At 68.5% G+C, this 15183-nt stretch carries 10 protein-coding genes; all 10 read left to right on the forward strand.

What is annotated here, in order from left to right; all coding sequences use genetic code 11:
• Window positions 1-6: 6 nt before the first annotated feature.
• The 10 genes from EV560_RS08935 (at window position 7) to addA (ending at window position 15153) form a co-directional block, all read left to right on the forward strand.
• Window positions 7-480, forward strand: a complete 474-nt coding sequence (locus tag EV560_RS08935; protein WP_131855377.1) for an HPr kinase/phosphorylase — start codon at window positions 7-9, stop codon at window positions 478-480.
• A 101-nt stretch (window positions 481-581) separates the two neighbouring features.
• Entirely contained in the window at window positions 582-983 is a 402-nt protein-coding gene (locus EV560_RS08940; protein WP_114828604.1) for a PTS sugar transporter subunit IIA, read from the forward strand.
• A gap of 8 nt (window positions 984-991) precedes the next feature.
• On the forward strand, window positions 992-1318 hold the full coding sequence (locus EV560_RS08945; RefSeq protein WP_248311945.1) for an HPr family phosphocarrier protein: 327 nt from the start codon (window positions 992-994) through the stop codon (window positions 1316-1318).
• 378 nt (window positions 1319-1696) lie between these two features.
• Entirely contained in the window at window positions 1697-3091 is a 1395-nt protein-coding gene (ahcY, locus tag EV560_RS08950; protein ID WP_131855379.1) for an adenosylhomocysteinase, read from the forward strand.
• A gap of 372 nt (window positions 3092-3463) precedes the next feature.
• The gene (locus EV560_RS08955; protein ID WP_131855380.1) at window positions 3464-5932 is read left to right on the forward strand and encodes a sensor histidine kinase; all 2469 of its coding nucleotides are present in this window, start codon (window positions 3464-3466) and stop codon (window positions 5930-5932) included.
• Entirely contained in the window at window positions 5929-7476 is a 1548-nt protein-coding gene (gene tsaE / locus EV560_RS08960; protein ID WP_131855381.1) for a tRNA (adenosine(37)-N6)-threonylcarbamoyltransferase complex ATPase subunit type 1 TsaE, read from the forward strand. The genes EV560_RS08955 and tsaE overlap by 4 nt, the downstream gene beginning before the upstream one ends.
• A gap of 76 nt (window positions 7477-7552) precedes the next feature.
• A complete protein-coding gene (locus tag EV560_RS08965; RefSeq protein WP_131855382.1) occupies window positions 7553-7765 on the forward strand; it encodes a hypothetical protein in 213 nt (70 codons plus the stop codon).
• Window positions 7766-7851: 86 nt separating this feature from the next.
• Entirely contained in the window at window positions 7852-8595 is a 744-nt protein-coding gene (locus EV560_RS08970; protein ID WP_465246985.1) for a nucleotidyltransferase family protein, read from the forward strand.
• A complete protein-coding gene (addB, locus tag EV560_RS08975; protein ID WP_165923393.1) occupies window positions 8588-11695 on the forward strand; it encodes a double-strand break repair protein AddB in 3108 nt (1035 codons plus the stop codon). The genes EV560_RS08970 and addB overlap by 8 nt, the downstream gene beginning before the upstream one ends.
• A complete protein-coding gene (gene addA, locus EV560_RS08980; RefSeq protein WP_165923394.1) occupies window positions 11692-15153 on the forward strand; it encodes a double-strand break repair helicase AddA in 3462 nt (1153 codons plus the stop codon). Before addB ends, addA begins: the two co-directional genes overlap by 4 nt.
• Window positions 15154-15183 lie beyond the last annotated feature (30 nt).

Below are 15183 nucleotides of genomic sequence, written 5' to 3' on the forward strand. Positions count from 1 at the left end.
GAGGCCATGCCACGATCCAAGCGAAACGGCGCGAGCGAGCGCGTTCATGCCAGCGCGGTCGCGATCGGCGAGGCCGGGCTGCTCATCCGCGGCGCATCCGGCGCCGGCAAGTCCTTCCTGTCGCTGGCTTTGCTCGCACTTGCGAAACAGGAAGGGCTGTTCGCCCGCCTGATCGGCGACGACCGGGTCGCGCTCGCGGCCTGCGGCGGCAGGATCATCGCCCGGCCGGTCTCGCCGCTCGAGGGCCTGGTCGAACGGCGCGGGCTCGGGCTGACACCGGAACCCTATCTTTCAGCCGCCGTGATCCGCCTTATCGTCGATTGCAAAGGCGAGGAGCCGCCGCGCATGCCGGAGCCTGAGGCACTCGTCGAGCAGGTCCTCGGAATCGACCTCCCGCGCCTGACGATCCACGGCCAGGCGGGCGACGAAAGGCTGGTTCTGGCGGCCTTGCGCCTGTTCCAGGACGAGTCTTTCGCCTAGATTTCGACAAGTTTTAAGCGCGCCATCTTGCCTATCCTTCGCACCTGCCGCATAAACCGCGACCTTGTCCGGGCGCCCAGCGCTCTCCGGTGCCATTGCGAATGATTGGACTCGTCCTCGTGACGCACGGCCATCTGGCGACCGAGTTTCGGGCTGCGCTCGAACATGTCGTCGGACCCCAACAAAATCTCGCCACGATCGCCATCGCCCCCGATGACGATATGGAGGGCCGCAGGCGCGACATCATCGCCGCGGTCGAGCAGGTCGAGAACGGCAGCGGCGTGATCGTGCTGACCGACATGTTCGGCGGCACGCCGTCCAACCTCGCCATCTCCGTGATGGAGCCGGGCCGGATCGACGTCGTCGCCGGCATCAACCTGCCGATGCTGATCAAGCTCGCCAGCGTGCGCGAGGAGAAGACTCTCGACGAGGCGGTCTCGAGCGCCCAGGATGCCGGGCGCAAGTACATCACGGTCGCCAGCCGCGTCCTGGCGGGCAAATGAGGACCGCCGTGAGCGAGAACTGCGACGACGATTGCGACTGTCCCGAGGTCGAGATTCCGGCCGGGGCCGTCTATGGCGAGTTCCAGATCGTCAACAAGAAGGGGCTGCACGCCCGCGCCACGGCGAAATTCGTGCAATGCGCCTCCAATTTCGAGTCCGATATCACCGTGACCCGCTGTGGCGAGACGGTCGGCGCGACGTCGATCATGGGCATCCTGACGCTCGGCGCCGGCATCGGCTCGTCTATCACCGTCGTCGCCAAAGGTCCTGACGCCAAGGAAGCGCTGCAGGCGCTGTCCGCGCTCGTCGCCGACAAGTTCGGCGAAGGGGAGTAAATTCACAGGGGTGGAGCGATGCGCATGCATCGCTGGCTTTCGTGAAGATCTCCGGCGCCAACGTCACACTCGGCTGCTTCTTCGTCGCACTCTTCAGAGGCCGCATATCGCTGCGCGGGATGCGCAAGCGGTCAGGCCATCAATAGCCGCAGCCCGTTACCGTCATGGTCGGGCTTGTCGCGGCCACCACATCCTCCTTGGTGCCAGACAGCGTTCGGGGTGTAGATGCTCCCCACACGGGCGAGTTTGGCAGGTCTGCCGGGGTTTCAAGCCGCGCCGGCAAACACATAAAGACATCTTTATATCTTTGATTGCCTTCCCCGACGCGGGCTGCTACAGAGCCGCCGTCATTCAGCGCTTTCAAACTGGAGCAGCCCCGTGTCGGATTACGTCGTCAAGGACATTGCGCTTGCGGATTATGGCCGCAAGGAAATCAACATGGCCCAGGACGAGATGCCGGGCCTGATGGCGATCCGCGCCGAGCACAAGGGCAAGGCCCCGCTCAAGGGCGCGCGCATCGCCGGTTGCCTGCACATGACCATCCAGACCGCGGTGCTGATCGAGACCCTCAAGGAACTCGGCGCCGACGTCCGCTGGTCGTCCTGCAACATCTTCTCGACCCAGGACCACGCCGCCGCCGCGATCGCCGCGACCGGCACGCCGGTCTTCGCCATCAAGGGCGAGACCCTGGAAGACTACTGGGAATACGTGCTCAAGACCGCGACCTGGGGCGACGGCGGCACGCCGAACATGATCCTGGACGATGGCGGCGACCTGACCATGCTGATCATCCTCGGCGCCGAGGCCGAGGCCGGCAAGGCCGAGTTCCTGGACAAGCCGGGCAATGAGGAAGAGACGATCTTCTTCAAGCTGATCAAGCGCCAGCTCAAGGACAATCCGGGCTGGTTCACCAAGACCCGCGCCGCGATCAAGGGCGTCTCGGAAGAGACCACCACCGGCGTGCACCGTCTCTACGAGCTCGCCAAGGCTTCGCGCCTGCCCTTCCCGGCGATCAACGTCAACGACTCCGTCACCAAGTCGAAATTCGACAACCTCTATGGCTGCCGTGAATCGCTGGTCGACGCGATCCGCCGCGGCACCGACGTGATGATGTCGGGCAAGGTCGCGCTCGTCGCCGGCTACGGCGATGTCGGCAAGGGCTCGGCCGCTTCGCTGCGCCAGGCCGGCTGCCGCGTGCTCGTCACCGAGATCGACCCGATCTGCGCCCTGCAGGCGGCGATGGAGGGCTACGAGGTCGTCACCATGGAAGACGCCGCCCCGCGCGCCGACATCTTCGTGACCGCGACCGGCAATCTCGACGTCATCACCGTCGAGCACATGCGCGCGATGAAGCACCGCGCCATCGTCTGCAATATTGGCCATTTCGACTCGGAGATTCAGGTCGCCGGCCTGAAGAACTTCAAGTGGGACAACGTCAAGCCGCAGGTCGACGAGATCGAGTTCCCCGACGGCAAGCGCATCATCCTGCTCTCGGAAGGCCGCCTGGTGAATCTCGGCAACGCGACCGGCCACCCGTCCTTCGTGATGTCGTGCTCGTTCTCGAACCAGACGCTCGCCCAGATCGAGCTCTGGAACCACCACGCCAAGTACGAGACCAAGGTCTACACGCTGCCGAAGCATCTCGACGAGAAGGTCGCCGCGCTCCACCTCGCCAAGGTCGGCGCCAAGCTGACCGTGCTCAACGAGACGCAGGCGAAATATATCGGCGTGGCGCAGAGCGGGCCGTTCAAGCCCGAACTGTATCGCTACTGACACGAAATTTTCAGCCAAGACGATCAGGCCCGGCGCAAGCGCCGGGCCTTTTTCATTTGGTCATCGTGTCGCGGCCGCCTGGACCACTACTAATAGCCGCGCTGGCTCATTCCAGCCTCTACTGCTTGATTTCTGCAGCGACCCCGCGATTTGGCCGCGATTTTATGCCTCTTTACCCGCCATTAAGTACTTCCTGCCGGACTCCACCGGTGATTAGAGTGGAGTTGATTCGGGCTGGGGACGCGTTCGCGTGAGCCGGATCAACACTCAAATTGGGTTGTCTCGGGTGGTGTGCGTGCGTCCGGTTCGGATGGCGGCGCTCCGGCCGGATTCCGGCCGTGCCGGTGACCACTGATAGAATGGCGGCAGCGAATGAGACGAGCGAGACAACAGGAACGAGGCCGCGGCGCGAGGTGCCGTGACGCACTCATTCCAGGTCTCGTCATCGGCAGCGCATCGAGCGGCGCCTTCGCGCAATCCGAGCTGCTTCCTTCCGCGACGAGCACCAGCAGCCTGTCGATCATTCTCGCCGGGCTCGTCGTCTTCGCCGCCACGACCTCGATCGTCTATGTGCGCGAACGCTCGCGCTGGCAGCGCCGCGAGGCCGAGCTGGCTGGCGATCTCGAGGCGGTGCGCGGCCATCAGGACCGGCTCAACGCATTGCTCGCCGCCGACCCGCAGGTCGTGGTGAGCTGGAACGGGCAGAGTGCCGACCCGGTCTTCGAGGGTGATAGCGGTTTCCTCGGCATGTCCGGCGCGACGCTTGCGCTCGCCTACGGTACCTGGGCCACGCCCACCGATGCCAAGCGGCTAGAACTGGCGACCGACGCGCTGAAGCAGCGCGGCGAAGCGTTTGGTTTCATGATCAGGAGCAAATCCGGCCCGTTCATCGACATCGAGGGCCGGCCGGTCGCCGGGCGCGCGGTGATCCGCTTCCGCGAGGTCACCGGCGAGCGGGCCAAGCTCCTGGCGCTGCAGGACGAGTTCAAACAGGTGACGGCCGAGCATGCGGCGCTGTCGACCCTGCTGTCGGGGCTGCCGCAACCGGTCTGGACACGCACTGCCGAGGGCCATCTGAGCTGGGCCAACGCCGCCTATGTTCGGGCCGTGGAGGCAGCCGGCAGCGACGAGGTGGTCAAGAGCGGGCTCGAATTGCTCGACCGCGGCGTGCGCGAGGGCGCAGCACTGGCGCGGCACGACCACAAGACCTTCTCGACGCGGGCGCGCGCCGTGGTCGCCGGCCAGCGCCGCACGCTCGACATCCTGGAATTGCCGACCCCGGCCGGCTTTGCCGGCATCGCCACCGACATGAGCGAGCTCGAAGCGGTGCGGGCCGACCTGCAGCGCCAGATGGATGCGCATGTGCGCACGCTCGACCGGCTGAAGACCGCCGTCGCAGTGTTCGATGCCTCGCAGCGGCTGGTCTATGCCAATTCCGGCTTCGAGGCGTTGTGGTCGCTCGACCCCGCCTTCCTCGACGGCAAGCCGACCGATGGCGAGATCCTCGACCGGCTCCGCTCGGAGCGGCGCCTGCCCGAGCTAGGCGACTACCGCAGCTGGAAGGCCGGCGTGCAGGCGGCCTATACCAGTCTGCGCGCCAGCGAAGACTGGTGGTTCCTGCCGGACGGGCGCACCATCCATGTCGTCGCCAGCCCCAACCCGCAGGGCGGCGTGACCTATCTCTTTGACGACGTGACCGAGCGCTTCACGCTGGAATCGCGCTTCAATGCCCTCTCCCGCACACAGCGCGAGACGCTCGACTCGCTACGCGAAGGCGTCGCCGTGTTCGGCTCCGACGGGCGGCTCAAGCTTTCCAATCCGGCCTTCGCGCAGGCCTGGAAGATCCAGACCGATCTTTCCGGCGCGGCCCCGCATATCGAGGAGGTGGTGCGGCTGTGCCGGCCGCTCTACCCGCATGACGAGGTCTGGAGCGAGCTGCAGAGCACCGTCACCGGCGTGCGTGACGCGCGCGAGGATTATGGCTGCCGGATGGAGCGGCGTGACGGCTCGGTGCTGGACTGCGCCGCCGCCCCACTGCCCGACGGCGCGACGCTGATCACCTTCGCCGACGTCACCGCCAGCGTGAATGTCGAGCGGGCGCTGACCGAGAAGAACGACGCGCTGGAGAAGGTCGCACGGCTGCGCGAGGATTTCGTCCACCACGTCTCCTACGAGCTGCGCTCGCCGCTGACCAATATCATCGGCTTCGCGCAATTGCTGGGTACCGAGACGGTCGGCCCGCTCAACGAGAAGCAGCGTGACTATACCGGTCATATCGTGCGCTCGTCCGGCGCGCTGCTCGCCATCATCAACGACATCCTCGACCTCGCCTCGATCGACAACGGCGCGCTGGCGCTCGATCTCGGCGAGGTCGACGTCGCCGAGACCATCGCCCAGGCCGCCGCCGGGCTGCATGACCGGCTGACCGATTCCAAGCTCACGCTCAGGACCGAGATCGCGCCGCAGACCGGGCCGCTGCGCGCCGACGGCAAGCGCCTGCGACAGGTGCTGTTCAACCTGATCTCGAACGCGATCGGCTTCTCCTCGCCCGGCCAGACCATCAAGGTCGTCGCCGGCCGCAGCGGCGGCGATGTTCGCATCACCGTCGCCGACGAGGGCCGCGGCATTCCGGCCGAGGTCAAGGAGAAGGTGTTCGACCGGTTCGAGAGCCATTCGCTCGGCTCGAAGCATCGCGGCGTCGGCCTCGGCCTCTCGATCGTGCGCTCGATCGTCGAGCTGCATGGCGGGCGCGTCGAGCTCGATTCGGCGCCGGGCCGCGGCACGAGCGTCACCGCGATCTTCCCTTCCGAGGGCGTTCACCTCTCGGATGCCGCTGAATGAGCGACGAAACGCCCAAGGTGGGCGCGCATCTCATCTCGCTTGGCGACGAAGCCGCGACCGAGCGGCTCGGCCGTGATCTCGCCGCGATCCTGAAGCCCGGCGATATCGTCGCGCTGTCCGGCCATCTCGGCTCCGGAAAGTCGCTGCTGGCCCGGGCGATCCTGCGCGAGATCGCCGGCGATCCCGAGTTGGAGGCGCCGAGCCCGACCTTCACGCTGGTGCAGAGCTACGACACCCCGCGCGGCGCCGTGCTCCATGCCGATCTCTACCGCGTGCGCTCGCCCGACGAGCTCGACGATATCGGGCTGATCGAGGATCTGGAGCGGGTGATCACCCTCGTCGAGTGGCCTGACCGCGCCGGGACGCGCCTGCCGGCCGGCCGCCGGCTCGACATCGTGCTCGATGTCGAGCCCGACCGGCCCGAGACAGGCCGTATCGCCAGCCTCGCCGGCGGCGTGCTCTGGCGCTCGCGGCTGTCGATCGCGGTAGCGGCGCGCGAGCTGATCGACGCGGCCGGCTGGGCAGCGGCAAAGCGTGAATACATGCTCGGCGACGCCTCGACCCGCGCCTATGAGCGGCTCACCCAGCCCGACGGCGAGACGGCGATCCTGATGATCTCGCCGCCGCGCCCGGACGGACCGCCGATCCGCCTCGGCAAGCCCTACAGCGCGATCGCGCATCTCGCCGAATCGGTTGACGCCTTCGTGGCGATGGATCACGGCCTACGCTCGCTCGGCTATTCCGCGCCGGAGATCCTGGCGCAGGACCTGATCACCGGGCTGCTGCTGATCGAGGATCTCGGCGATGGCGGCGTGCTCGACGCCGAAGGCGCCCCGATACCTGAGCGCTACGAGGCCGCCGCCCTCCTGCTCGCCGACCTGCACCGCCACACCTTGCCCACCATCCTGCCGGTGGCCGAGGGGCGCGACCATGTCATCCCCGACTATGACCGCGAGGCGATGACGATCGAGACCGAGCTGATGCTCGAGTGGTATGCGCCGCATATCGCCGGCGTGACCTTGCCGGCGGTCACCAAGGCCGAGTTCGGGCGGATCTGGGACAAGCTCTTCGACGAGATCCTGGAAGCGCCCACGACCTGGACCCTGCGCGACTTCCACTCCCCCAACCTGATCTGGCTGCCTGAGCGCGAGGGCCATGCCAAGCTCGGGCTGATCGATTTCCAGGATTCGTTGCTCGGCAATCCGGCTTACGACCTCGTCTCGCTCGGCCAGGATGCCCGCGTTGACGTGCCGGCGGCACTGGAACTCAGGCTGCTCGCCGCCTATGGCAAGGCGCGCCGCGCCGATGACGAGACATTCGATCTGGCCGGCTTCGCCCGCGCCTATGCCATCCTCGGCGCCCAGCGCAACACCAAGATCGCCGGCATCTTCGCCAGGCTCGACCGGCGCGACGGCAAGCCGGCCTATCTCAAGCATCTGCCGCGCATCGAGACCTATCTGCGCCGCAACCTCGATCATCCCGCGCTCGAGGAGCTGAAGGGCTGGTACCTGCAATATCTGCCGAAGCTGTTCGAGACCGCCTGAAGCCGACCCTGTAAACCGATGCGCCACGGCCGAACCGGATCCCCGATTCGCTCGTCCAGGATGGCAGGAGGTCCAAGTGCCCAAGCTCTGTGAATTCAAATCCGCGATCGATGCGAAGCCGGTCTTCGTCAACGCCGCGCAAGCCTGCGTGGTCTATACCTACAAGGGCGGCACCAACGAGACGATCATCTCGTTCGGAAAGGACTTCAATCTCGGCGTCAGCGAGAGCCTCGAGGAGGTCGTCCGCGTCCTCAACAACGCGCTCGTCGTCGAAGCGCCAGAGCGCTGAGACGCTGCGTGAGCGGGCCCGCGAACGGGCTTGAGTGTCGCCCGCCGCCATGCCTGATAGCGTGACGGCATGACAAGGAGATTCGCGTGACTGAGACCGGATCGCGGCCGATCCGCCGGGCGATGGTGCTGGCGGCCGGGCTCGGCCAGCGCATGCGGCCGATCACCGACAGCTTGCCGAAGCCGCTGGTCAGGATCGGCGGCAAAGCCATGCTCGACCATGCGCTCGACCGTCTGGCGGAAGCCGGTGTCGACGAGGCAATCGTCAACGTCCACTACCTCGCTGGACAGATCGAGGATCACGTCGCCGGCCGCGAGCGTCCGCGCGTCAAGATCTCGGATGAGCGCTCGCTGCTGCTGGAAACCGGCGGCGGCGTCAAAAAGGCGCTGCCGCTGCTCGGCGGCGAGCCGTTCTTCCACGTCAATTCCGATTCGCTCTGGAGCGAGAACGGCCATTCCAACATCGTCGCGATCGCGGAAGGCTGGGAGCCGGCGCGGATGGACATGCTGCTGCTCCTGGCCGAGCGCGAAGGCAGCATCGGCTTCGACGGCGCCGGCGACTTCTTCCGTGACCAGGCGGGAAGACTGACCCGCCGAGGTCAGGCGGCGAACGCACCTTACGTCTATGCCGGGGTCGCGATCATCAAGCCCGGGCTGTTCGCGGATACGCCGGACGGGCCGTTCTCGCTCAACCTGCTGTTCGACCGCTGCATCGCCGCCGGAACCTTGTTCGGCGCGGTGCTGCGCGGCCAGTGGCTGCATGTCGGCACGCCCGAGGCGATCGCACCGGCCGAGGCCGCCTTCGCGGCCGCGCAAGCGCTTCATGCCTGAGCTCAACCTCTTCAGCATCCCCGCCGGCGCGCCCTTCCTCGACGTGCTGGCGCAGGCGGTGCTGGAGGGCCGCTTCGGCAAGATCCATGACCCGGCCGACCCGGCTGCGATGGCGCGGGCCACGCTCTATTTGCCGACGCGGCGCGCCGCGCGCGCCTTCGCCGCCTGCCTGTCGGCCAAGCTCGGCGGCAAGCCGCTGCTGCTGCCGCGGATCGTGCCGCTCGGCGATGTCGACGAGGCCGAGACGGCGCAGATCGGCGCCGGCGCCTGGGCGGCGGAGCGAATCGGGCCGATCGACCCGATGGCGCGGCGCATGCTGCTGACGCGGCTGGTCGACGCCTGGGGCCGTACGGCAAACCGCAGCCATCTCAGGCTCGATCCGTCCGAGCCCTCGCTGGTGCCGGCGACGCTGGGCGAAGCCTGGGGGCTCGCCAGCGATCTCGCGACATTGCTCGACCAGATGCAGACCGAGGGCGCGGCCATCGAGCGGCTGGCCGGGCTCGACGCGACGCGCTTCGACAAGGTCTGGCAGCTCAATGCCAGCTTCCTCGCCATTCTCGCCGAGGCCTGGCCGGCGATCCTCGGCGAGCGTAACGCCTGCGACCCGGCCGCCTTCCGCAACCGCATGCTGGAAGCCGAGCGGCAAAGGCTCGCGGGCGGCGCCACAGGTCCGATCATCGCAGCGGGTTCGACCGGTACGGTCCCGGCCACGGCGCGCTTGCTGGCGGCGATTGCGCGGCTGCCCAATGGCGCGGTCGTCCTGCCCGATCTCGATCTGGAACTGGCGGACCAGGCCTGGAGCGCGATCGAGAAGGAGCCGGCGCCCTCGCATCCGCAGGCGGCCCTGCACCATCTGCTCGGCGTGCTGCAAGCGGTTCGCGATGATGTCCGGTGCCTCGCCGTGCCCGACGTGCCGCGCGCCGCACGCGCCGCGATGCTGCGTGAGGCGATGCTGCCTGCCTCCGTCACCGAGCTTTGGGCCGGACTCGCAAGCCGGCTCTCTGCCGAGGATGCCGCAGCGGCTTTCGCCGGGATCAGCCTCGTCGAGGCGGCCGACGAGCGCGAAGAAGCCTTGGCGATCGCGGTCGCGCTGCGCGAGACGCTGGAGGAGCCTGACAGGCAGGCCGCCCTGATCACGCCGGACCGCGGGCTCGCCGAGCGCGTCGCCGTCGAGCTCAGGCGTTGGGATATCGAGGTCGACGATTCCGCCGGCCTGCCGCTGGCGCGCGCGCCGGCCGGGTCGTTGCTCCGGCTGATCCTCGATGCGGCACTGGTCGAGATGACGCCTGCCAGCACCGTCGCCCTGCTGGCACATCCACTCTGCCGACTCGGCCTGACGCGAGAGGCCGTGGCCCCGGGCGCGACTGCGCTGGAGATCGGCGCCTGGCGCGGCGAGACGGTGGCGAAGGGCATGGCGGGCTTACGCGCCAGCGTCGCCCGATTGCCGCAGCTGCAGGCGGAGCCGCACGCGCCATTGCCGCGCAAAAGACTGAGTCCGGAGGATATCGCGGCCGGTGGGCAGCTGCTTGCGGCGCTCGATGCGGCGCTGAGCCCGCTGCTGGCGGCGCTTGCCGCGCCGAGCCCGGCCTTTTCAGCCGTCGTCGCTGCGGCTCGCCAGGCCGTCGAAGCGCTGAGCCTGACGGAGACCGGAGCCGCGCTCGCCTTCGCCGGCCCTGACGGGGAGGCGTTGCTCAAGCTGTTCGACGATATCGACAGCGCCATCAGCGATGCGCCCGAGGGCGGCAGGGCGCGCGATCTCGTCGCCATTCTCGACGGGCTATTGACCGAGACGGTCGTGCGGCGCCCCGGCAGCGGCCACCCGCGCGTCAAGATCTGGGGCCTGCTCGAGGCGCGCCTGCTCGAAGCGGATCATGTCGTGCTCGGCGGGCTCATCGAGAGTGTCTGGCCGCCCGAGACCAAGACCGATTCCTTCCTGAACCGGCCGATGCGGGCCGAACTCGGCCTTCCGCCGCCGGAACGGCGCATCGGCCAGACCGCGCATGATTTCGTCCAGGCGATCATGGCCCGGCAGGTCACGCTCACCCGTGCCCGCAAGGCCGGCGAGGCCGAGACCATCGCCTCGCGCTTCTGGCAAAGGCTGAAGGCGGTGACGCCGAAACCGGCCTGGAGCAAGGCCGAGCAACGCGGGCAGCGGCTGACCGGGCTCGCGGCGAGGCTTGCCGAACGCGCCGCCACCAAGCCGATCGGCCGGCCGGCGCCGCGGCCAGCGCGACATCTGCAGCCAACGGCGCTCAGCGTCACCGAGATCGAAACACTCTACCGCGATCCCTACCAGATCTTTGCCCGCAAGATCCTGAAGCTGGACGCGCTGCCCGAGCTGATCGAGGACCCGAGCGCGACGGATCGCGGCAAGCTGCTGCACGACATCGTCGAGACCTTCGCCAAAGCCTATCCCGAGCAGCTGCCAGTCGATGCGCTGGAGCAGGTGGTCGGGATCGGCGAGCGGCTGTTCCGCGACTATGCCGATACGCCGGAGGTGCGCGCCTTCTGGTGGCCGCGCTTCCTGCTCACGGCCGAACACTTCGTGGCCTGGGAGGAGAGGCGGCGCCCGGCGCTGGCGAAGATCGCGGTCGAGCAGGTCACGGCGGATAATTTCAAGCTGCCCGACGGCACGAGCTTCCGCCTCAGCGGCCGGGCCGACCGGGTCGAGCTGACCCGGCTGCCGACGCTCAGGATCATCGATTTCAAGACCGGCGCACCGCCGAGCAAGAAGCAGGTCGAGAAGGGCTTTGCCCCGCAATTGACGCTCGAAGCCGAGCTTGCCGCCCGCGCCGGTTTTCGCGGCACGGTCGGGCCGACGCCGGTCGAAGCGCTGCTTTATCTCAAGCTCCACCATGATCCGAAAGGCTGGGCCAAGGACAAGCCGCTCGAATTCGACGGCGAGCCGCTGGCCGATGTCGCGGCGCGCCATCTCGAGCGGCTGATCGAGCATCTCGGCGCGCTCCGGACCGGGCGCGAGGCCTATCTCTCACGGCGCGCTCCCGAATTCATCAAGTTCGCCAGCCCCTATGACCAGCTCGCACGCGTCAAGGAATGGTCGGCGGCGCCGGGCGGCGACGAGAGCGGGGGCGAATCGTGAAGCCCGGCTGGAACGTCCCGCTCCAGACCGAGCAGCGCCAGGCACTGGCGGCGCGGCCCGATCTCAGCGCCTGGGTCTCGGCCAATGCCGGCTCGGGCAAGACGCATGTGCTGGTCAACCGGGTGCTGCGCCTGCTGCTGGACGGGGTAGCGCCCGGCCGCATGCTCTGCATCACCTATACCAAGGCCGCAGCGGCCAACATGGCCAACCGCGTCTTCAAGGCGCTCGGCGATTGGGCGACGATGCCGGATGCCGATCTCGCGGCGGCGCTGACCAGGCTGACCGGGCTGCCGCCGAGCCTGAGCCAGCGTCAGGCGGCGCGGCGGCTCTTCGCCGAGGCGCTGGAGACGCCGGGCGGGCTCAAGATCGAGACCATCCACGCCTTCTGCACCCGCGTGCTGCAATCGGCACCGTTCGAGGCCAATGTGCCGCCACGCTTCGAGGTGGCCGACGATCTGGCCCAGGCCGAACTGCTGCGCGATGCGCGGCGGGAACTGCTGGCCGGAATCGCCGCAGATCCCGAGGGCGCGGAGGCGCAGGCGCTGCATCTGCTGGCCGAGCAGGCGGCGCAGGACACGTTCGACGCGATGATGCAGGAGGCCCTGCGCCAGCGCGCCCTGTTCAGCGATGCCGCAGGCCGGCCGCGCGCGGCCCGGGAGATGCGCGAGGGCATCGCGGCCTTTCTCGAGATCACACCCGATCTCGAGGCCGCTGCGGTGCTGTCCGGCTTCCGGCGCGAGCTTGCCGCCCTGTCGGGGCTGGCGGAGCTGATCGCCGGGCTCGATGCCGGCAGCCCGACCCGCCAGACCTTTGCCGCCACCTTGCGGCAGGTCATTGCCGCCGGGTTCAGCGGCGACCCCGTCTCGACCTGCCGCAGCGGCTTCGTCACGGCCGAGGGCACGATCAACGCGAATATCCGCGGCAAGGGCAAATCCGAGTTCGAGCCAGCGCTGATGGCGGTGCTGGAGGCGCTGCATGCGCTGGTCGGTGCGGCGCAGGATAGGCTCAACGCGATTGCCGTGCGCGATCGCAGCGCTGCCCTTGCCCTGCTGGTGACGCGTGTGCTCGCCGCCTATCAGCGGCTCAAGGCCCAGCGCTCCCTGCTCGACTATGACGACCTGATCGCCAGGACGCGCTCGCTGCTGGCGCGGGTCGATGCCGCCTGGGTGCTCTACAAGCTCGATGCCGGCATCGACCATGTCCTGCTCGACGAGGCGCAGGATACGAGCGAGGCGCAATGGGCGATCCTGCGCGCGCTCGCCGACGAGTTCACCGCCGGCGACGGCGTCCTGCGCGGGCCGAAGCCGCGCACGATCTTCGTCGTCGGGGACGAGAAGCAGTCGATCTACGGCTTCCAGGGCGCGGCGCCGAAATCCTTCGGCGAGGAGCGGAAGCGGCTCGGGCAGCGCATCGTCGAAGCCAATCTCAGGTTTGAGGCGGTCAGCCTCAACACGTCCTTCCGCTCGGCGCCGGACATCATGCAGGCGGTCGATGCCGTGTTCGCCCTGCCGGACCATGCGCGCGGCCTCGTCTTCGACGGTACGCAGCGGCCGGAACTTCACGATACCGTGCGCCGCAGCGACCCCGGCACGGTCGATCTCTGGCCGATCGCAGCCAATGACCAGAGCGAACCGCCGGATGCCTGGACGACGCCTGTCGACGCACCGGAACGGCGCAGCGGCACGGTGAAGCTGGCCGAGCGGATCGCGACCGTGCTCAGGCGCTGGCAGCGCCAGGGCCATGACGATCTCGGCCGGCCGTTCCGGCCGGGCGACGTGATGATCCTGCTGCGCCAGCGCGGGCCGCTCTTCGAGGCGATCGTCAAGGCGCTGAAGGACGCCGGCGTGCCGGTGACCGGGCGCGACCGCCTGAGCCTCGCCGAGCATCCGGCAGTCGAGGACCTCGTCGCGCTCGGCAAGGCGCTGCTGCTGCCGGATGACGATCTCTCGCTGGCGATCGCGCTGAAGACACCGCTTTTCGCCCTCACCGACGAGGATCTGCTGCGCCTTGCGCCGGAACGACAGGGCTCGCTACGCGCCGCCCTGCGGCAGGCCGGCGAGAGCGAACTGCACTATGCCGCCGCCGAGCGGCGGCTGGTGGAACTCGGCCATCGCGCCGGGTCCTGCGGTCCGTTCCGCTTCTTCGCGGAGCTGCTCGGGCCGGGCGGCGGGCGCAACCTGGCGCTGGCACGGCTCGGCGCCGAGGCGGGCGATGCGCTCGACGCCTTCCTGAACGCGGCGCTCGATTTCGAACGGAAGAACGGCCCCTCGCTCGCCGGCTTCCTGCATCACATCGTCAATGCCGGCACGGAGGTGAAGCGCGACCTGTCGAGCAGCGCCGGCGAGGTGCGCGTGATGACCGTGCACGGCTCCAAGGGCCTGGAATCCACGATCGTCATCCTCGCCGATATCGCGCCAGAGCCGGGCGAGAAGCGGTTGCCGAAGATCATGGAGGTCGCGCCGCCGCGGGGGGCACCGGTGCCGATCTGGCCGCCGGCGCGAGCCGCCGATACGGCCGCCACACGCCGGGCCAAGGACCAGGTCGTCGCGCAATATGTCGAGGAGCACCACCGCCTGCTCTATGTCGCGATGACCCGGGCCGAGGACCGGCTGATCGTCTGCGGCGCGCAGCCCAAGGGCGAGGCCCCAGAGGGCAGCTGGTATGCGATGGTCGAGGACGGGCTTGCAGCTGCGCCCAGTGGCCTGCACGAGGTCGCCGCGCCAGACGGGCAGGAGACGATCAAGCGCTTCATGGTCTCGGCGCCACAGCCGCTCGAGCGGGCGGAGACTGCCGCTGAGAAGCCCGCCATCGTCGAGCCAACCTGGCTGCGCCGCGCCCTCCCGGCCGAGAGCGAGCCCTTGCCGCCGCTGAAGCCGTCGAATGCGCTCAGCGCCGCCGATGCGGCCGAGCGGCCCGGCGACGGGCCCTTCCTGGCCGCGGCCGCGCAGGCCGGACGGCTGGCGCATCTGCTCCTCCAGGTTCTGCCGGATATCGAGCCGGGCGGGCGCGAGGCCGCGGGGCTGGCTCTCACCGCCATGCGTGGCGCCGGCCTACCGCAAGCGCGGCGCGGACAGATCGTGGCGCAAGCGCTCGCATTGCTGGCCAATCCGAGCCTTGCCGCCCTGTTCGGGCCCGGCTCCCTGGCCGAGGTCCCCCTCGCCGGCACGATCACCCTGCCGGACGGCGCCATGCGCAGCGTCTCCGGCCAGATCGACCGGCTGGCGGTCATCGGCGATTGCGTGCTCATCGCCGATTTCAAGACCGCCGCGCGGCCACCTGTCGATTCGCAGGCGCTCCCACCCGCCACCCTGGCGCAGCTTGCGGTCTATCGGGCGCTGATCGGTCAGATCTATCCGGGGCGGCATGTGCGCGCGCTGGTGATCTACACCGCCAATCTGGCGGTGCTGGAGCCCGGTCCCGCCGCGCTCGACGCCGTTCTGGCGAATCTCGCAGGGTAGACCTGCTTCAACGCAAGGTGAGCGCGCCTT

The organism is Allobosea sp. BK604, assembly GCF_004341515.1.
In the GTDB taxonomy this organism is placed as follows: domain Bacteria; phylum Pseudomonadota; class Alphaproteobacteria; order Rhizobiales; family Beijerinckiaceae; genus Allobosea.